Below are 17,906 nucleotides of genomic sequence, written 5' to 3' on the forward strand. Positions count from 1 at the left end.
AAGCCCTTTCCCGAATCCCGCCACGCACAAGAAGGGACCACCGCCATGACCGCCTCCCACAGCGCCTCTGCCCATCCGCTCCGCTTCGTCGGCTTCGTCGGCAACCACAATGCGTCGGAGATCATCCCGCGCCAGGGTCCGGTGGTGGACCGCGATTACATCGAGACGGTCGCCAAGGCCCATGAGCTGGGCGGCTTCGATTCGGTGCTCCAGGCCTTCCATGCCGATGCGCCGGACAGCCTTCAGGTCAGCCAGCACATCACCGGCGTCACCGACCGGCTGGGCGTGCTGATCGCCCACCGCCCCGGCTTCCAGGCGCCGACCATCCTCGCCCGCCAACTCGCCACGCTCGACCAGCTGAGCCGCGGCCGCGTCGCCATCAACGTCATCACCGGCGCCGAGCGCAGCGAGCTTGCCCGCGACGGCAACACGGTGGAGGACAAGGACGACCGCTATGCCCGCACGTCCGAGTTCCTCGACATCGTCCGCGCCGAATGGACCAGCGACAAGCCCTTCGACTATCAGGGCCGCTTCTATCAGGTCGAAAAGGCCTTCTCGCAGGTGAAGCCCTACAACGCGTCGGGCATCCCGGTGTGGATCGCCGGCGCCTCCGCCGCGGCCGTCGAGGTGGCGGGACGCCATGCCGACACCTATGCGGTGTGGGGGGAGACCCACGATCAGGTGCGCGAGCTGCTGGCCCGCGTGCGCGCCGCCGTCGCCAAGGCTGGCCGTCAGCAGCCGGCCTTCAGCCTGTCGCTGCGCCCGATCCTGGCCGAAACCGAGGACGCCGCCTGGGCCAAGGCCGAAGCCATCCATGAGAAGGCCAAGGCGCTGCTGGAGAAGACCGGCTTCACCCGCGGCGACCTGCCGAACAACGAAGGCGCCCGCCGCCTGCTCTCCATCGCCGACAAGGGCCACCGCCACGACAAGCGCCTGTGGACCGCCATCGCCGCCCTGACCGGGGCGAAGGGCAACTCCACCTCGCTGGTCGGCACGCCGGATCAGGTCGCCGACGCCCTGCTCGACTATTACGACCTCGGCGTCACCACCTTCCTGATCCGCGGCTTCGACCCGCTGCCCGACGCCATCGCCTATGGCCGCGACCTGCTGCCACGCGTCCGCCAGCTGGTGGCCGAGCGCCAGCGCGCCCAGGCCGTCGCGGCGGAGTGAGGCATCGTGCCAGCGCCGTCTCCGGTCATCCTCAACCAGCTTGGCCCTGTCGTGGGGGAGCGCATCGCCGCCCACCCCTCGCGCCCCACGGTGCTGGACCATCGGGCCGGCCACGCCCCCTGGGACCTGCCGGCCGACGTCGAGGTCCTGCTGACCCGTCCGCTGATCGGGTGGGAGGAGGCCCCCGCCGCCCCTCCCCCTGGCTGGGGCAAGGGGATGCGCTGGATCCAGTCGGCTTCCACCGGTATGGATTTCTACCCGCCCTGGCTGCTCGACGGCGCTCCGGTCGTCACCTGCGCCCGCGGCGTGTCGGCGGCTGCCATCGCCGATTACGCGATGACGGCGATCCTGAGCGTCGAGAAGCGGTGGGACACCATCCGCCTCGCCGGACCGGAGGACTGGCGGCGCGAGACGCTGGGCAGCCTGTCCGGCAAAAGGCTGGGACTGGCCGGCTTCGGCGCCATCGGCCGGGCGGTGACCGAGCGAGCGCTCGCTTTCGGGATGACCGTCGGGGCGGTGCGCCGCTCCGGCTGGGCCGAACCGGAACCGGGCATCGAACCGTTCGACCGGCTGGAGGATCTGGCGGCGGTCAGCGACCATCTGGTGCTCGCCCTGCCGTTGACCGCCGCCACCCGCGGGCTGGTGAGCGCAGCCCTTCTGGCGCAGGTCAAGCCGGGGCTGCATCTGGTCAACGTCGCCCGCGGCGCGCTGGTCGATCAGGACGCCCTGCTCGCCGCCATCGGCAGCGGCCGGGTCGCCAACGCCACGCTCGACGTGACCGACCCCGAACCATTGCCCGCCGGCCACCCCTTCTACAGCCATCCCGCGATCCGGCTGACGCCGCATGTCTCGTGGTCCGCCCCGGACTTCGACCGGCGGCTGGCCGACCGCATCCTCGCCAACCTCGACGCCTATGCGCGCAGCGAACCGCTGCGCGACGTGGTGGACGCCGCCACCGGCTACTGACCCTTTCCCGACGGAGCCCCTGCCCGATGACCCATATCCAGCCCAGGCCGCGCAAATTCTGGCCGCCAGTGGACCCCGTCAGTTACACGAGCGTCGAGGAGGAGCGGCAGCACCGCAAGCAGCGGCTCGCCGCCACCTTCCGCCTGTTCGGCCGCTACGGCTTCGACCAGGGGCTGGCCGGCCATGTCACCGCGCGTGACCCGGAGCATCCCGACCGCTTCTGGATCAACCCGCTGGGTCAGCATTTCCGCACCATCCGGGTGTCGGACCTGCATCTGGTCGACGGCGACGGCACCATCCTGTACGGCGACCGCGCCATCAACCAGGCCGGCTTCACCATCCATTCCGCCATCCACCGGGCGCGTCCCGACGTGGTGGCCGCCGCCCACACCCATTCGACCTACGGCAAGGCATGGTCGGCGCTCGGCCAACCGCTCGCCCCGCTGAGCCAGGATGCGGCGGCGTTCTACGAGGATCAGGTGATCTTCGACCCCTATTCCGGCGTCGTCCTCACCGAGGGCGAAGGCCGGCGGCTGGTGGAGGCGCTGGGCGACCGGAAACTGGCGATCCTGAAGAACCACGGCCTGCTGACCGTCGGCCCGAGCGTCGAGGCCGCCGCCTGGTGGTTCATCAGCGCCGACAACGCCGCCCACACCCAGCTGCTGGCCGAGGCCGCCGGCCGGCCCCAGCCCATCGACCATGAGACGGCGCTGCTGACCCGGTCGCAGGTCGGCACCCACCAGGGCGGCGCCTACAACTTCCACCCGCTGTGGGAATGGATCGTGGCGGCCGAACCCGACCTGCTCGACTGACCCTGTCCCGTTCCACCTTTCGTGAAAGCACAAGAACGATGACCGCGAACCCGGCCCTTTCCCTGTTCCGCCGTCCCCTGTCCCGCCGCGGCCTGATTGCCGCCGGCGCCGTCACCCTCGCCGCCCCCTTCGTTCTGCGCCGCCGGGCGGTGGCGGCGGAACCGCTCCGCCTGTCGTGGAACGCGGGGGCCGTCTGCTTCTCCGCCGTGCCGCTGGCCTTCCAGCTCGACCTGTTCAAGAAGCACGGGCTGGAGGTCGAGCTGGTCAACTTCACCGGCTCCACCGACCAGCTGCTGGAAGCCATCGCCACCGGCAAGGCCGATGCCGGCGTCGGCATGGCGTTGCGCTGGCTGAAGCCGCTGGAGCAGGGCTTCGACGTGAAGATTTCCGCCGGCCTGCATGGCGGCTGCATGCGGCTGTTCGGGGCGAAGGCGGCAGGGGTGAAGACGGTGCTCGACCTGCCGGGCAAGGTCATCGGCGTCAGCGACATGGCCAGCCCGTCGAAGAATTTCTTCTCGGTCGTGCTGACCAAATTCGGCCTCGACCCCAACAAGGACGTCGAATGGCGCCAGTTCCCCGCCGACCTGCTGGGTCTGGCGGTGGAGAAGGGAGAAATCCACGCCATCGCCGACGGCGACCCGCTGGTCTGGAGCCAGACCAAGAATCCGCAGATGGTGGAGATCACCAACAATGTCTGCGGCGAGTTCGCAACCCGCACCTGCTGCCTCGTCGGCGTGCGCGGCAGCCTGCTGCGCGACAACCGTCCGGCGGCCAAGGCGCTGACCGCCGCCCTGATCGAGGCGCAGCACGCGGCTTACGCCGACCTCCGCGCCGCCGCCGCGGCCTATGCCCCCTTCGCCCCGAAATTCCCGGTGGAGGAGCTGGAGGCGATGCTGCGCAGCCACGCCCACAATGTCACCCCCATCGGCGACGAGCTGCGCCAGCAGCTGGCGCTCTACACCGACGAGCTGAAGAGCGTGTCGGTCATCAAGCGCTCGACCGACAGCCAGCGCTTCGCCGGGCGCATCACGGTCGACCTCGCCTGAACCGGCTCCACTGTAGCGGGATTGCCTGCCATGCCCTTTGACGACCTGCCCTTTCCGGCCTCTCCGTTCGCCGGGACCGCCCCGGTCCCGGCGGTCGACCCCTCGCTGATCGCCACCCTGTCGGCGGAGTTCGCGACGCGCGCCGCGGAGCATGACGGCGCGGCAAGCTTCCCCTTCGAGAATTTCGAGCGGCTGGCATCATTCGGGCTTCCGGCGCTGGTCACCCCGGAAGCGGCAGGCGGCAAGGGCGGTGGGCTGCGCGATGCGCTGGCGGTGGTCAACGGGATCGCCGCCGGCGAACCGTCCACCGCGCTGGTTTTGGTGCTGCAATATGTCATCCACAACCAGCTCTGGCGCGGGTCCGCCTGGCCGGAGGCGCTGCGCGAGCGCATCGCCCGCTCCGCCGCGACCGACGGCGCGCTGATCAACATCCTGCGGGTCGAGCCGGAACTGGGCACGCCGCACCGCGGCGGGCTGCCGGCGACGGTGGCGCGCAAGGTGCCGGGCGGCTGGCGCATTTCGGGCACCAAGATCTATTCCACCGGCATTCCGGCGCTGTCCTGGCTCGGCGTCTGGGCCCGCACCGACGATGCCGAGCCGCTGGTCGGCACCTGGGTGGTCCCGCGCGGCACCGGCCTGACCGAACAGGGAATCGAGGTGCGGGAAAGCTGGAACCACATCGGCATGCGGGCCAGCGGCAGCCACGAGGTGGTGTTCCGCGACGTCTTCGTCCCCGATGACCATGCCGGCGAGCTGCGCCCGCCCGCCGGCTGGGCCGCCCCCGACGCGGTCGCCACCGCCTGGATGGCTGCCCTGTTCAGCGGCGTCTATGACGGCATCGCCCGCTCCGCCCGCGACTGGCTGGTCGGCTTCCTGCACGCCCGCAAGCCGACGGGGCTGAACGGTGCGTCGCTCGCCACCGTCCCCCGCCTGCAGGAGGCCCTAGGCGGGATCGAAGCGCTTCTGCTGACCAACCGCATCCTCCTGCGGTCCCTGTCGGCGGCGGTGGACGGCGGCACGCCGCCTTCGCAGAGCGACGCCCTGCTGGTGAAATACACGGTGACCAACAACGCCATCGATGCGGTGGCGCGGGCGCTGGAGGTCACCGGCAATCCCGGCCTGTCGCGCGACAACCCGCTGGAGCGCCATCACCGCGATGTCCTGTGCGCCCGCGTCCATGCCCCGCAGAACGACATGATCCTGACCGGCGCCGGGCGCGCCGCCCTGGCGCGGTAAGCGGCCGGCCGTCATTGCAAGGCGTAGCGAACGGGAAGCGTGATGTCGATCTGAGCGCGGCCCATCCCGGCGGGGATCGGCGGAAGCGGCGACGCACGCTGGATCATCTCTTCCGCGGCCCGGTCGAGGCTGCCATGCCCCGATCCCTGGACGACCGCCCAGCCCGTTATGGTGCCGTCGGCGACGATGGTGAAGCGGACCACCACCGTGCCTTCCTCCCGCTTCAGGCGCGCTGCCTGCGGATAGGTCTTGTGACGGGCCAGCCTTGCCTGGATCGTGCCGAAGTAATCGGCCGCCTGCCTGTCGGAGTTGGCAGGCGGGTCCGAGGGTGGCGCCGAAACCGCCGCCGGAGCGGCCGGCTGGGTAGCTGGTGCCGATGACGCCTGCGCCGCCGGCTGCTCGACACGCCCGGACCTGTCCGTCGGGGGGATTGCGGCCGGCAGGGCCCTAATGGGAGACGGGGCATGTTGCGGGGGGCCGGGCGATGGCCGGCGTGCCGGAATCGGCGGCCTGACGGGCGGCGGCGTCTCCTCCTTGGTCTCCTCCTTGAGCGGCTCCGCCGGGACCGGCGCGGACGGCTCCGCGACCGGTGTATCGGCGACCGGCGGCATCGGGGCATCGGGAAGCGATTCCGTAGCAGCGTCGCCGGTGTCTGGCGACGGCGCCGGCGGTTCAGCCGCAGCCGCGACGAAGGAAAGTTCCACCGCAACCACCGCCGGCGGGGGAGCCGGCGGTGCATGCAGACCGACCGCAAGGGCGATCACCCCCGCGTGCATGGCGAGCGAGAACGGCAGGCTCCACCGCGCTGTCCCGGTCCGGGCGGCCGATGGAACGGGGGCCGGTTCCGCGGCAAGACGGGGCGAGGCGGCAATCGTCCGGTGCTCGGGCATGGAGCGGACCTTCGGCAGGGAGAGGTGCGGTGCGACGGACGGTCCGCCTTAGAACTTCACCGTCATGCCTGCGATAAAGGACCGCCCCGCCCCCGGCAGCGCGCCGACGGTGCCCCGGCTTCCCCCCGCCCGGAAGTCGGCATAGTCGACACCGCCAAGCGGCAGGTAATACTGCCGGTCGAACAGGTTCTCGACGCCGGCATCGACCCGGACGTTGCCCCACTCGTATCCCGTCCGCAGATTGACCAGCGCATAGCTGGGTGTCTTCGGTTCGTTGCGCGCCGCTTCCACTCGGTCCTTGCGGGCGGTCGCCTGCAACTCGACGGTGCTGTTCCATCCGCCCAGCCGGTGCTCCATCGTCAGCAGGGCGTTCAGCGGCATGATGTGGTAGAGCGCGTCGCCGGTGTCGAGGTTGCGGCCATGCACCCAGCCGACGACGCCGGACAGGCGGAAGGAGCCGATCCTGTCATCCTCGTACAGCCCGGCCGCCGCCGACAGGTTGGCGCCGAGCAGGATGGCGTCATGGTTGGCAAAGCGCAGCTTGACGAAGCCGTTGCTCAGCGTGCCGATCCGCTCGACGTCGATGAAATCCTGCACATAGGTGTAATATGGGGTCAGCTTGACCTCCCAGGATTTGCGGGCGGCATCGTGCAGCGACAAAGTGGTGCTGACGGTGTTGGCGACCTCCGGCTTGAGGTCGGGATTGCCGACATAGCCGTTGGCATCGCCGAACCAGCCGTTCATGCTGCTCGACATCGCGCCGGTACCCCAGGCATAGCGCTCGTAGAGGTTCGGCGAGCGGGTCTTGCGGGCGTAGCCGGCTTCGATCGCGCTGGTGTCGGAGGGGGTGTAGCGGACCAGGGCCGTCGCATCGAAATTGACGTCGGTGCGGCCACGGCCGCGGGCGTTGAAGGCGCGCGCGTCGGCCGCATCCGGGTTGGCCATCGGCATCATGCCCCCCATGCCCATGCCCAGGCTGTTCTGCCAGGAATAGGGCTGCACCGCACCGGTGTCCATCCACACCACGTCGTTGCGCACGCCGAGCAGCGTCGTCCAGGCCGGCGACCAGGTTGCCTCCCACTCGGCGAAGGTGCCGAGGCGGTTGCGGGTGCCGTCCTTGACGTTCCAGTAGGTCAGCGGACTCATCATGCTGCTGCCCGCAACAGGGTCCCACCAGTCGTCCAGATGGGTGTGGCGGAACTCGCTGCCGACCCGCAGAATGTCGCGTGCCGACAGCGGCAGCGTCGCCTTGACCGAATAGCCGGCGTCGGTGGTCAGCGTGTCCATCGGCATGCCGCCGCCGGCGCTGCCGCCCTTGTCCTCCAGGAAATTCATGGTGTGCCGCGTCCGCCGCCAGTTGGCGCGGGCGTCGAGATTTCCCCAGTCGAAGGCCCCTTCGTACCGGCCGTTCAGGAAGGCGGTGCGGTTGTCGGTCAAATCCATGCGCTGGGTGGGAAAGCCCTGGTAGGGCATGGTCTGGATGCCGCCCTGCACCGTGACCTGCTGACCGTCGCGGCGCGCCCCGAACGTCACCGCATTGTCCTGCACGTTATAGAGGGTCGAGCGGACGGTCTGGCCGTCGCCGGCCTTGTAGTTCCCGGCCCGGCTCCAGGATCCGCTGTAGCCCAGGCTGAGGCTGTCGGTGGCGACGGACGCCTCGGCGGCCCCCGTCACGCCGCGGCCGTTGGACCGGTAGGAGGCCGACAGTTTGCCCTCGGTATGCACCGCCTCGCCCGCCGGAGCGAAGACCGGAGGCGCGCTTTCGGCGGCGATGGTGCCGGCGATGCTGTCGCCGCCGGCGCTGACCGGCGTGATCCCGGCCAGCACTTCGATCTTGGACAGGCGCGTCGGCGTGATGGTGGACAGCGCCGGGTTCATCTGGTTGGGACAGGCGGGGGCAACGGGCGCGCCGTCGACCAGCACGTTGACGCGGTCGGCGCCCAGCCCGTTCAGCGCGGGCAGGCTCGACACGCCGCCATTGCCGTAGAGGCTGACGCCGGGCAAGCCGCGCAGCAAGGCCGCGACGTCTCCGGTGGTGGGCCGGCGGGCGGCCAGCCCATCTCCGCCCAGGGCGGTGCCGGCGGCCAGGGCATCGTCCGGGCCTGCGATCACGGAAATCGCCGGAAGCGATTGGGCAAGCGGCGGACCAAACGGCGGAACGGTCTGGGCGGACACGGCGGCGGGGAACAGGGCAGCACCGGACAGCAGGGCGGCGCGCAGGGCGCCGGCCGCGGCGAAACGCAACATCATGAGATATCTCGATCTGAGGCCAGCCGAACACGGCTCCGCGACATCGGCGCGAAGGATGTGCAAGGCTGCGAACAGGGAAGGTCGGCAAGGGCGGATCGCCGCGCGGACGTCCCGCATGGCGATCCCGCAACTCCGGCCTCAGACCGGTGGCGCGCGGGCCTGGAGGGTGGAGAGGAACCAGCCGGCGGCAATCACGTCGCCGGGCAAGACTTCCGGGCTGTGGCGCCCGACCGACGCGCGCGTCATCCGCAGTTCCGGCGGCGGCAGCGCCAATCCGCCGATCAGCGGACAGAGCGGGCAGGAACCGCCCGACATCAGCAGATAGCCTTGGCCCGAATCGCTCTTCGCCGAATCGCTCTCGTCGCCTGCCGGATCGCCTGCCATTCCGTGGTCGTCCATAACCACGGTCTTGAACCCATCCGGCGTGCAGATGACGATCCGGCTGCTCTCGGCCGCGTTGGCGGATGCGATGACGGCAGGCATCCAGGCCCAGGCGACGACCTGCAACAGCAGCGCAATCGCACCGGCCGCAAGGCCGGCCCGTCGCACGGGTCGCAGTCTGTCCGGGGTCGCGCTCATGCCGATCCGTGCATCGATCCATCTTGCCCATCGCACGTGCAACCGCACGCATTGGGTGCGGCACATTAGCCGAAGTGCCGCACTCGGGATCAGCGGCATTTTCCCGCAGGCCCCAAATCCGACGCCCAGATCCGAGGGCGAACTTCTCCTTGCAGGTCGCACGACGGCACAATATGTAATGTTATAACATAACATTTTTGGATATGGACTTTCCGATGCTCTCGTTCGTTCGCAAAGCTTGACCGGAGGCGCCGCGTCGCTCATGAATGGTCTTGGTTCTGGTTCTTCCGGCGGTTCGCCGCCGGAAGCTAAGAGGGAACCCGGTGAGTCGCCAACCCTGCGAAGGGGAATGCGGTAAGGCCGGGGCTGCCCCCGCAACTGTGAGCGGCGAGCCGTACCGTCATTTCAAGCCACTGGCGCCCATCGGCGCTGGGAAGGCCCGACGGAACGGCGACGACCCGCAAGCCAGGAGACCTGCCAGCACCACAACGAAACGTCCTCGGGCGGGGTGTCCCGGTGGAACGCTTGCCGTGCGTGTGCCCGGACTCCGCTCCGGTCGCGTCGCGTGTTCCGCAAGACGTCCGCCATGCCTCCCCGTCCGCAAAGACAGGAAGCACGGATGGCGTCAGCGCCCTTCCCCACAGAGACATCGGTCCCTCCCCCCGCCATCGCGGTGGAGCGGCTGAGCTGCCGGCTGGCCGGCCGCATGGTCCTGTCGGACATCGGCTTCTCGGTTTCCGGCGGTGAAATCCTCGGCATTCTCGGGCCGAACGGCTCGGGCAAGACCACACTGCTGCGCTGCCTCGCCGGCCTGCAAACCCCGTCCGCCGGCCGGGTCCTCATCGACGGCGACGATCCGCGCGTTCTGCGGCCGGTCGAGCTGGCCCGCCGACTGGCGCTCCAGGCCCAGGATTCCCCCGCCGCACTCGGCTTCACCGTTCGCGACGTGGTCGGCATGGGGCGGCTGGTCCATCGCCGCTCCCCTTTCGCCGGGGCCGGGGCGGAGGACCGCGCCATCGTCGAGGACGCCCTGGACCGGCTGGATCTGTCCGGGCTGGCCGGGCGGGCGGTCGAACAGCTGTCGGGCGGCGAACGCCAGCGGGTGACGATCGCCCGCGCCCTGGCCCAGCGTCCGCGCATCCTGCTGCTCGACGAACCGACCAACCATTTGGACATTCACCACCGTTTCGCCGTGCTCGATCTTGTGCGCTCGCTCGGCATCACCGTGGTGGCGACGCTGCACGACATCGAACTGGCAGCCCGCTGGTGCGACCGCATCCTGCTGCTGGCCGACGGACGGCTCCAGGCCGATGCCGCGCCGGAGGACGCGTTGACCCCCGACCGGCTGACCGCCGTCTACCGCGTCGCCGCGGCGGTGGACCGCCGCCCCCAGGACAGCCGGCTGCGCATCGACCTGTCGCCCCTGATGTCGCCTTTTACGGAGCCATCACGTTGAGACGCTTTCTCCGCGGCGTTCCGCCTTTCGCCCCGGTCTTCTCCCTGGCCCTCGCCCTGCAAACCGGCGGCGCCCTCGCCCAATCCTACCCGGTCGAGGTCGCCAACTGTTTCGAGACCGCGCGTTTCGCCGCGGCCCCGAAGCGGCCGATGGTCCACGACACCAACATGACGCAGACCATGCTGGACCTCGGCCTCGCCGACCGGCTGGTCGCCGTTTCCGGTATCGAGGGGGTGGAGCACCGGCTGATCGCCCCGCCGGGCGTGGTCGCGGCGCTACCCCGGCTGCCCGACCGCGCGCCGACGCTGGAGGCGGTGCTGTCCGTCAACCCCGACTTCCTGTTCGCCGGCTGGAGCTATGGCTTCAACGAAGCGCGCGGCCTTACCCCCGCCCGGCTGGCGGAGATGGGCGTGGCGACCTACACGCTGCGGGAAAGCTGCATCCGCATCGGCCCGCGCGAGCCGATCGGCATGAATACGCTCTACACCGATCTGCTGGCGCTGGGCGCCATCTTCGGCGTGACGGAGCGTGCCGAGGCCATGGTCGCCGATTTCCGCCGCCGTGTCGCCGCCGTCACGGAGCGTGTCGGCGCCATCGCCGACCGGCCGCGCGTGATGTATTGCGACCAGTGCCACACCGACGCGGCGCCCTTGTCGGTCGGGCGCGAAGGGATGACCAGTCTGCTGATGGAGCTGGCCGGCGGGCGCAACATCTTCGACGACATCCCCGACAGCTATGTCCGGGTGAGCTGGGAGGAGATGGTGCGGCGCGATCCGCAATGGATCATCGTCAGCGCCCATCGCATCCCGGCCGAGGACGCCATCCGTTATCTGACCTCGGCACCGCAGCTGGCCGACGTTGAGGCCGTGCGCAAGCGGCAGTTTATCGTGCTGACCTATGCCGAGCAGACGCCGTCCACCCGCACTGTCGAGGCACTGGAGCGGATGGCGCGGACCCTGCACCCGGAGCGCTTCGCACCATGAAGCGCTCCCGCCTGCTGGGCCTTTGCCTGCTCCTGGCCGCCGTGCTGGCCCTGTCCACGGTGGCCGCCGTCGGCTTCGGCGCCGCCCGCGTCCCCATCCCGAAGGTCTGGGCGGTCGTCATACACGAGCTGTGGCCGGCACTGGCCCCGCCCGTCGAGGCCAGCCGGGCCGAACGCAACATCGTCTGGGAATTGCGGGTGCCGCGCGTTCTGCTGAGCGCGCTGGCCGGGGCCGGACTGGCGGCGGTGGGGGGCGTGCTTCAGGTGCTGACGCGCAACCCGCTGGCCGACCCCTATCTGTTCGGCGTGTCGGCCGGCGCTTCGGTGGGGGCGGTGACCGTTCTGCTCTATGCCGGTGCGCTCGCCGGAACGCTGGGGCTGCCGGGCTTAGGCCTGCCGGTCGCCGCCTTTCTCGGTGCGCTCGCGGCGATGCTGGCCGTCTTCGCCGCGGCACGCGGGCGCGACGGTGTGGTGAGCGGCGAAAGGCTGGTGCTGACGGGTGTCGCGGTCGCTTTCATCCTGCACGCCGTCACCAATGTCCTGATCGTCATGGCGACGGATCGCGGCGCAGACGCCGCGCTGTTCTGGATGATGGGCGGCTTCGGCACCGCGCGCTGGAGCGTGCTGCCCGTTCCGGCGGGTCTGGTCATCGGCGGGCTGCTGTGGCTGTGGCTGCGGGCGGAGACCGTCAACACGCTGGCCCTGGGCGACGATGCGGCCCGCTCGCTCGGCACCGATCCGGCCCGCCTGCGGCTGGAGCTTTTCCTCGTCACCGCCCTGATGACCGGGGCTCTGGTGTCGGCCTGCGGCGGCATCGGCTTCGTCGGGCTGGTGGTGCCCCACATCGCGCGGACGCTGGTCGGCGGACATTTGCGGGCGCTCTTGCCAGTGGCCGCACTGGGCGGGGCGCTGCTCCTGCTGTGGGTGGACGTCGTCGCCCGATCCCTGTTCGCCCCGCGCGAGATTCCGGTCGGCATCGTCACGGCACTGGTCGGCGGCACCTTCTTCCTGTGGCTCATGCGGCGGAGAGGCACGCCATGACGGAAACCCCGGCGAACCCGCCATCCAGGCGCGCCATCGTCCTCTACGGGCGCGCCTCCTTCGACCATGGGCAGAACCTGAAGGCGCTCGCATCGGCTCTGGCAGCCGGGCACGCCGCGCGCGACGAAGCCGTTACGGTCGCGACCGCCCACGCCGACCTGTCCGGCCCCGCATTGCCCGGCGTGCTTGCCGATCTGGCCAGGGACGGCGTGACCGAGGCCCTGGTCATTCCCGCCATGGTGCCGTCCGACCCCAGCCTGTCGGCGTGGCTGCCGGGCGCGCTCAGCCATTGGGCCACAACGACCGGCACCGCGATGGCCGTCCGGCTGGCGCCGCCGGTGGAAAGCGCGCTCGACCTGCCCGCCGCCCTCGACCGCATCGCCCTCAACTGCATCGCCCCCAATTGCAACGCCGAGGCGCCGGCGGATGCCCTTGCACAGGATGTCCGCGAAACAGAGCCCAGCCTCGGCAAGCCCGGCTGGTCGGCAATCCCCGAACATGGCCGACAGGTCTTCGTCTGTGTCGGCGCCCGCTGCCTGCATCGCGGTGCCGAGCCGCTGTACCAGCATCTGCGCGCGGCGATGAAAGGGCACCGCGCCCTGAACGCCGGTCCGCGCCGGGCGATGTGCGCGCGGACGAGCTGCCTTTACCCCTGCAACCGCGGACCGCTGCTGGTCGTCCAGCCCGACGCCGTGTGGTACGGCGACCTGACGCCCGCGAAGATCGACCGCATCGTCACCGGCCACCTGCTGTCCGACACACCTGAAACCGCCGACATCCTCCACCGCAACCGCCCGGTGGAACGGGCGGAGGACGCCCCCATGGGGTGATCCGGCCTTTCTGATCTCCAGCCGTCCGGCTTTTCAACCCGACCGAACGGCGCCGTCCACCCAGCACCCCGCACACCCGTCAGCCGCGAAGCACCGACTTCGCGGAATGCCCTTTCTCGTTTTTTTTATCCTTGGGGATTGTCCATGCTTCCTGCCCATCCTGCCCGCATCATTTCCGGCCGGCACAATCGCCAGCGCTCCGGTTCGCTGGCGACGCTACTCCTGGTCTCCGCCTCCTTCGGCCCCACGGCGGCCGGAGCGGCCGAATCCGAACCGCCGGTCACTCTGGCCCCGGTCACCGTCACCGGCCGGGCGGCGGACGCTGCCGCCGGGCTGGCGCTCGACCGGCCGAACACCGGCGGCAGCCGCCTCGGCCTGACCCCGCTGGAAACCCCGGCCAGCGTCGAGGTGATCGACGGCCGGACCATCCGCGACCGCGGCCAGACCAGCGTGACGGAAGCCGTCACCCAGAACGCCACCGGCTTCACCTCGCTGGCGGCTCCCGGCAACGGCGGATCGTCGCTGGCGACGCGCGGCTTCGCCGGCCACGGCTCGGTGATGCAGCTGTATGACGGGACGCGGCTCTATGTCGGGTCGGGCACCGTCACCTTCCCGTTCGACGCCTGGTCGGCCGAACGCATCGAGGTGCTGCGCGGGCCGGCCTCTGTCCTCTTCGGCGAGGGCGCCATCGGAGGCGTGGTCAACGTGGTGCCCAAGCGCCCGACCACCGATTTCCGCAACGAGGCGACCGTCGCCATCGGCACCGACGGCATCCGGCGCGCCGCCTTCGGCAGCGGCGGTCCGCTGGGGGAAAAGCTGTCCTACCGGCTGGACGCCAGCGGCAACCGCTCCAACGGCTGGGTCGATCGCGGCGACACGAAAAATCTCGCGCTGTCTGGCGCGGTGAAGCTCCAGGCGACACCGGATCTGGCCTTCACCCTGTCCAACGACTATGGCGACCAGCAGCCGCAGGAATATTTCGGAACGCCGCTGATCGCGGGCAGCCTCGACCGCGCGCTGCGGCACCGCAACTTCAATGTGGCCGACAGCGACATCCGCTATCGCGACAACTGGACCCAGCTGAAGACCGAATGGGCGGTGTCCGACGCACTGACCCTGCGCAACACCGCCTACCACCTGACCAGCCACCGCCACTGGAAGGATGTGGAGAGTTACGCCTGGACCGCCGCCGCCCGGCGCATTCAGCGCAGCAGCTACATCGAGATTTACCACGACCAGCGGCAGGTCGGCGACCGCTTCGACGCGACCTGGCGCAACAGCGTCTTCGGCATGAAGAACGAGATGGTCGGCGGCTTCGACCTGAACCGGATCGAGTTCAAGCACACAAACAACTCGCCCTATGGCGGGTCCAGCACGGTCGATCCGTTCGACCCGGCGCCCGGCCTGTTCCTCAACAGCGCCGGCACCTCTCCGCGCAGCCGGTCGCGTACCCGCCAATATTCCCTGTTCGCCGAGGACCGGCTGGCGGTGACGCCGCAGCTGTCGCTGGTCGGCGGCATCCGCTACGACGCCCCCACCGTCGAGCGTCGGGATCTGGTGGCGGGAACCGCCTACAACAAGGACTTCCGCGCCACCAGCTGGCGGACCGGCGCGGTGTACGAGGTCGTTCCCGGTCTGGCCCTCTATGGCCAATACGCCACCGCCGTCGACCCGGTCGGCAATCTGATCTCGCTGTCGCCAACGCAGAAGGACTTCGACCTGTCCACCGGCCGGCAGATCGAGATCGGCGTGAAGCACTCCTTCCTCGAAGGGCGTGGCGAGTGGACACTGGCCGCCTACCGCATCGTCAAGGACAAGCTGCTGACCACCGAACCCAACCAGCCGACGGTGACGGTACAGGTCGGGCAGCAATCCTCGCGCGGGCTGGAGGCGTCCCTGTCCCTCGGCCTGTGGGAAGGCGTGCGGGTGGACATGAACGGCGCGCTGCTGCGGGCCAAATATGACGACTTTACCCAGACGGTGTCGGGCCGCGCCGTGTCCTATGCCGGCAACGTGCCGACCGGCGTGCCGGAGCGCACCGCCAATGTCTGGGCGAACTGGGCCTTCCTGCCGGGCTGGGAGGTGCGGGCCGGCATGCAGTATGTCGGCAAGACCTACGCCGACTCCGCCAACACCAGCGTCCGGCCCTCCTACACGGTGGTCAATGCCGGGCTGGATTACCGGCCGACCGACAACACCAAGCTCAGCCTGCGCGCGTTCAACCTGTTCGACGAGGTCTATGCCGTGGCCGGAGGAAACACCAGCTGGGTGCTCGGCCGTCCGCGCTCGGCGGAACTGGCCTTCTCGATGACGTTCTGACCTCTCGGCATTCCGCCCGGGCGTCCCCTGCCCGTCACGCCCTGCGGTGCAGAGCACGGGGCACGCACATGCGCATGCCGGCATCGCCGACCGGCAGCACATCCACCTCCGCGCCATAGACCTCGCGCATCATCTCCGCGGTTAACACGTCCGCCGGCGGGCCGAAACGGGCAAGCCGGCCGTCATGCAGCAGGGCCATGCTGTCGGCGACGGCGAAGGTATGCCCGGGATGGTGGGTGGAGAAGTCGACCGCAAGACCTCCCTCGTCGGCCAGCCGGCGCACCTGCTCCAGCACCCTCAGCTGGTTGCCGAAATCGAGGCTGGCGGTCGGTTCATCCAGCACCAGCACGCGTGGTGCCTGGGCCAGCGCCCGTGCGATCAGCGCCAGCTGCCGCTCGCCGCCGCTGATGCGCAGCCAGCCCCGGCGGCCGAAGGCCAGCAGCCAGAGGAACACCGGCGTGTCAATCACCGCGGTCAAGACCCCCAGCGGCAGTTCGACCCGGCCGATCTCGCGCGCCAGTGTGTCCACCGCCAGCAGATAGGCCGCCCCCAGCAGAACGGCGAAGGGCAGCAGGCGCACAAAGACCGGCCCGACCATCAGCCGGGCGAGATGCGGCACCAGCAGCCCCCCGCTTCCGCGGCCGCTTCCGTGACCTGCTGGATGTTGCCGGACACCGTATGCGTCCCTGAGGCCGCCTGCTGGACCCCGCGCGAGATCTCGTTGGTGGTGGCTCCCTGCTGCTCCACGGCGGCGGTGATCGACGTCGTGATGTCGTTGATCGTGCCGATGGTGCCGCCGATGGCATTGATCGCATGGACCACGCCCTGGGTCGTCTGCTGGATCGCCTTGAACTGGGTGGAAATCTCCTCCGTTGCCTTGGCGGTCTGCCCGGCGAGGTTCTTGACCTCGCTTGTCACGACGGCGAAGCGCTTTCCAGCCTCGCCGGGCAGACCGGTCGACAGCCGCTACTGATTGGCCTGTGCCCGAATGCGGCATTGCGTAACGAGGCGATTGAGGGTTACCGGATCGACACCGCGGTTGGCGGACAGGACGGACCAGCGATCGTCTGACGCGAATGTTCGGAGCTTTGGTGAATGATCGTGAAGGCGCTCCCAAGGGCGCCGATCAAATAAAATGCCGATTGCGACAGTGATCGCGGACACCGCATAAAGGAACAGCTTAACCCTGCCTCCGCTTGACTGAGAAACAGCCGCGGGAACCGCAATTCCGGTTGCCCGGTTCGCAATATCGCCGAAGCGATCCGTGAGTGCCGGTTCCGACGGTATGGTCCAGGCTGCCGACGGGCCGGAGGCAGGGAGGGGAAATGCCGGAACGGCCATCCGCTTTGCCGGGGCTTTCCGTTTCGGTTCCCTGACCATCGTCCGGCTCTTCGCCCAGACGTAGATCGCCGCCGCCAATGGGGTCGATAAGCAAGCGCGAATGCTTCCCGGTCGACCCAAGCGGCGATCAAGGGATCGGAAATAGCGAGATCGCCGGCGATCCAGCCAAGCAGGACGCCGCCCGCCCTCACCAGCGCGGGGTAACAGTTGAAGGAGCGCCTGCTCGGCGCCGACGTGGTCGCCGCCTTTATTGAGGAAATAGTCGTGGCGCAACGGCGTGATCAGGCCGAGGCCCGGAACCGGCGCGGGAATCGGGAGCGCGCCCTCGCCGGAACCGACCGGAAGATCGCGTCGATCCTGGAAGCAGTGGAGAACGGCATGTACAGCCCGTCTCTGAAGGAGCGGTTGTCAGCCCTGAAGGTCGAGCGTACTGCGCTCGTCGCCGAGATCGACGCCCTGGGTACGGAGGCGCCGGAGATGATGCTGCCGGCCAACCTGCCGGAGCTGTACCGGCGGAAGATCGCGGAACTCGAGTCCGTGTTCGGTGAGGGCGACGAGGGGATGGCCGCAATGGAGATGATCCGGCCTATGGTTGACCGCGTCGTGCTGTCCCCTGCCCCTCGGGCTCCGGGCTGGAGGCGCAGCTTCATGTCGACCTGCTGGCAATCCTGGAGGCGTGCGCCGAGGCGGACCCCAGACGCACGAACGCCCCGGCTCTTTCGAACCGGGGCGTCAAGTGTCGGTGGTTGCGGGGGCAGGATTTGAACCTGCGGCCTTCAGGTTATGAGCCTGACGAGCTACCGGGCTGCTCCACCCCGCGGATGTATCATCGTCGGGTGACGGACGGTGAAGATGCAAGCGTGCGCTTTGTGTATTGAGCGTCTCCTGTGCCTGAGCGACCTGGCGGCGACCTACTCTCCCACGTCTTAAGACGCAGTACCATTGGCGCGGAGGCTTTTCACGGCCGAGTTCGGGATGGGATCGGGTG

The 17,906-nt window shown here is 69.4% G+C and carries 16 protein-coding genes, 1 tRNA gene, 1 rRNA gene and 1 riboswitch; of the genes, 11 read left to right on the top strand and 7 right to left on the bottom strand.

Features of this window, described 5'->3' with window-relative positions:
• Window positions 1-45 precede the first annotated feature (45 nt).
• The 5 genes from GBZ48_RS27375 to GBZ48_RS27395 are packed head-to-tail and all read left to right on the top strand — an operon-like array spanning window position 46 to window position 5,230.
• Window positions 46-1,170 carry an LLM class flavin-dependent oxidoreductase gene (locus tag GBZ48_RS27375; protein ID WP_174473926.1) on the top strand — a complete coding sequence of 375 codons (1,125 nt, stop codon included), beginning with the start codon at window positions 46-48 and terminating at the stop codon, window positions 1,168-1,170.
• A gap of 6 nt (window positions 1,171-1,176) precedes the next feature.
• On the top strand, window positions 1,177-2,136 hold the full coding sequence (locus tag GBZ48_RS27380) for an NAD(P)-dependent oxidoreductase (protein WP_174473927.1): 960 nt from the start codon (window positions 1,177-1,179) through the stop codon (window positions 2,134-2,136).
• A gap of 26 nt (window positions 2,137-2,162) precedes the next feature.
• The gene (locus tag GBZ48_RS27385) at window positions 2,163-2,948 is read left to right on the top strand and encodes a class II aldolase/adducin family protein (protein ID WP_174473928.1); all 786 of its coding nucleotides are present in this window, start codon (window positions 2,163-2,165) and stop codon (window positions 2,946-2,948) included.
• A 38-nt stretch (window positions 2,949-2,986) separates the two neighbouring features.
• A complete protein-coding gene (locus tag GBZ48_RS27390; protein ID WP_174473929.1) occupies window positions 2,987-3,994 on the top strand; it encodes an ABC transporter substrate-binding protein in 1,008 nt (335 codons plus the stop codon).
• A 30-nt stretch (window positions 3,995-4,024) separates the two neighbouring features.
• A complete protein-coding gene (locus GBZ48_RS27395; RefSeq protein ID WP_174473930.1) occupies window positions 4,025-5,230 on the top strand; it encodes an acyl-CoA dehydrogenase family protein in 1,206 nt (401 codons plus the stop codon).
• Between the two features lie 11 nt (window positions 5,231-5,241).
• On the opposite strand, the gene GBZ48_RS27400 is transcribed toward GBZ48_RS27395, so the two are convergent.
• From GBZ48_RS27400 to GBZ48_RS27410, 3 genes are all read right to left on the bottom strand, one after another.
• Window positions 5,242-6,120, bottom strand: coding sequence for an energy transducer TonB (locus tag GBZ48_RS27400; protein WP_174473931.1), 879 nt, complete (start codon window positions 6,118-6,120; stop codon window positions 5,242-5,244).
• A 48-nt stretch (window positions 6,121-6,168) separates the two neighbouring features.
• On the bottom strand, window positions 6,169-8,370 hold the full coding sequence (locus GBZ48_RS27405; RefSeq protein ID WP_246307496.1) for a TonB-dependent receptor: 2,202 nt from the start codon (window positions 8,368-8,370) through the stop codon (window positions 6,169-6,171).
• Between the two features lie 138 nt (window positions 8,371-8,508).
• Window positions 8,509-8,949: a DUF2946 family protein gene (locus tag GBZ48_RS27410; protein ID WP_174473933.1), complete on the bottom strand. Its 441-nt coding sequence runs from the start codon at window positions 8,947-8,949 to the stop codon at window positions 8,509-8,511.
• 262 nt (window positions 8,950-9,211) lie between these two features.
• A riboswitch (cobalamin riboswitch) is annotated at window positions 9,212-9,445 on the top strand.
• Window positions 9,446-9,568: 123 nt separating this feature from the next.
• Between GBZ48_RS27410 and GBZ48_RS27415 the strand changes: the two genes are divergently transcribed.
• The 5 genes from GBZ48_RS27415 to GBZ48_RS27435 all read left to right on the top strand — a co-directional run bounded on the left by GBZ48_RS27415 (window position 9,569) and on the right by GBZ48_RS27435 (window position 15,577).
• On the top strand, window positions 9,569-10,405 hold the full coding sequence (locus GBZ48_RS27415) for an ABC transporter ATP-binding protein (protein WP_174473934.1): 837 nt from the start codon (window positions 9,569-9,571) through the stop codon (window positions 10,403-10,405).
• Entirely contained in the window at window positions 10,402-11,388 is a 987-nt protein-coding gene (locus GBZ48_RS27420) for an ABC transporter substrate-binding protein (RefSeq protein ID WP_174473935.1), read from the top strand. The genes GBZ48_RS27415 and GBZ48_RS27420 overlap by 4 nt, the downstream gene beginning before the upstream one ends.
• On the top strand, window positions 11,385-12,428 hold the full coding sequence (locus GBZ48_RS27425) for a FecCD family ABC transporter permease (RefSeq protein ID WP_174473936.1): 1,044 nt from the start codon (window positions 11,385-11,387) through the stop codon (window positions 12,426-12,428). Before GBZ48_RS27420 ends, GBZ48_RS27425 begins: the two co-directional genes overlap by 4 nt.
• Window positions 12,425-13,258: a (2Fe-2S) ferredoxin domain-containing protein gene (locus GBZ48_RS27430; protein WP_174473937.1), complete on the top strand. Its 834-nt coding sequence runs from the start codon at window positions 12,425-12,427 to the stop codon at window positions 13,256-13,258. The genes GBZ48_RS27425 and GBZ48_RS27430 overlap by 4 nt, the downstream gene beginning before the upstream one ends.
• Window positions 13,259-13,402: 144 nt before the next feature.
• Window positions 13,403-15,577: a TonB-dependent receptor gene (locus GBZ48_RS27435; RefSeq protein ID WP_174473938.1), complete on the top strand. Its 2,175-nt coding sequence runs from the start codon at window positions 13,403-13,405 to the stop codon at window positions 15,575-15,577.
• A gap of 34 nt (window positions 15,578-15,611) precedes the next feature.
• On the opposite strand, the gene GBZ48_RS27440 is transcribed toward GBZ48_RS27435, so the two are convergent.
• A complete protein-coding gene (locus GBZ48_RS27440; RefSeq protein WP_343049694.1) occupies window positions 15,612-16,196 on the bottom strand; it encodes an ABC transporter ATP-binding protein in 585 nt (194 codons plus the stop codon).
• Window positions 16,175-16,540 carry a methyl-accepting chemotaxis protein gene (locus tag GBZ48_RS27445; protein ID WP_174473943.1) on the bottom strand — a complete coding sequence of 122 codons (366 nt, stop codon included), beginning with the start codon at window positions 16,538-16,540 and terminating at the stop codon, window positions 16,175-16,177. The genes GBZ48_RS27440 and GBZ48_RS27445 overlap by 22 nt, the downstream gene beginning before the upstream one ends.
• A 585-nt stretch (window positions 16,541-17,125) precedes the next feature.
• Between GBZ48_RS27445 and GBZ48_RS27450 the strand changes: the two genes are divergently transcribed.
• Entirely contained in the window at window positions 17,126-17,683 is a 558-nt protein-coding gene (locus GBZ48_RS27450) for a recombinase (RefSeq protein ID WP_174473939.1), read from the top strand.
• On the opposite strand, the gene GBZ48_RS27455 is transcribed toward GBZ48_RS27450, so the two are convergent.
• A tRNA-Met gene (locus tag GBZ48_RS27455) sits at window positions 17,662-17,738 on the bottom strand. The genes GBZ48_RS27450 and GBZ48_RS27455 overlap by 22 nt on opposite strands.
• Window positions 17,739-17,816: 78 nt before the next feature.
• Window positions 17,817-17,906: ribosomal RNA gene (gene rrf / locus GBZ48_RS27460) — 5S ribosomal RNA — on the bottom strand; the annotation flags it as partial.

It is taken from the genome of Azospirillum melinis, assembly GCF_013340935.1.
Lineage (GTDB): Bacteria > Pseudomonadota > Alphaproteobacteria > Azospirillales > Azospirillaceae > Azospirillum > Azospirillum melinis.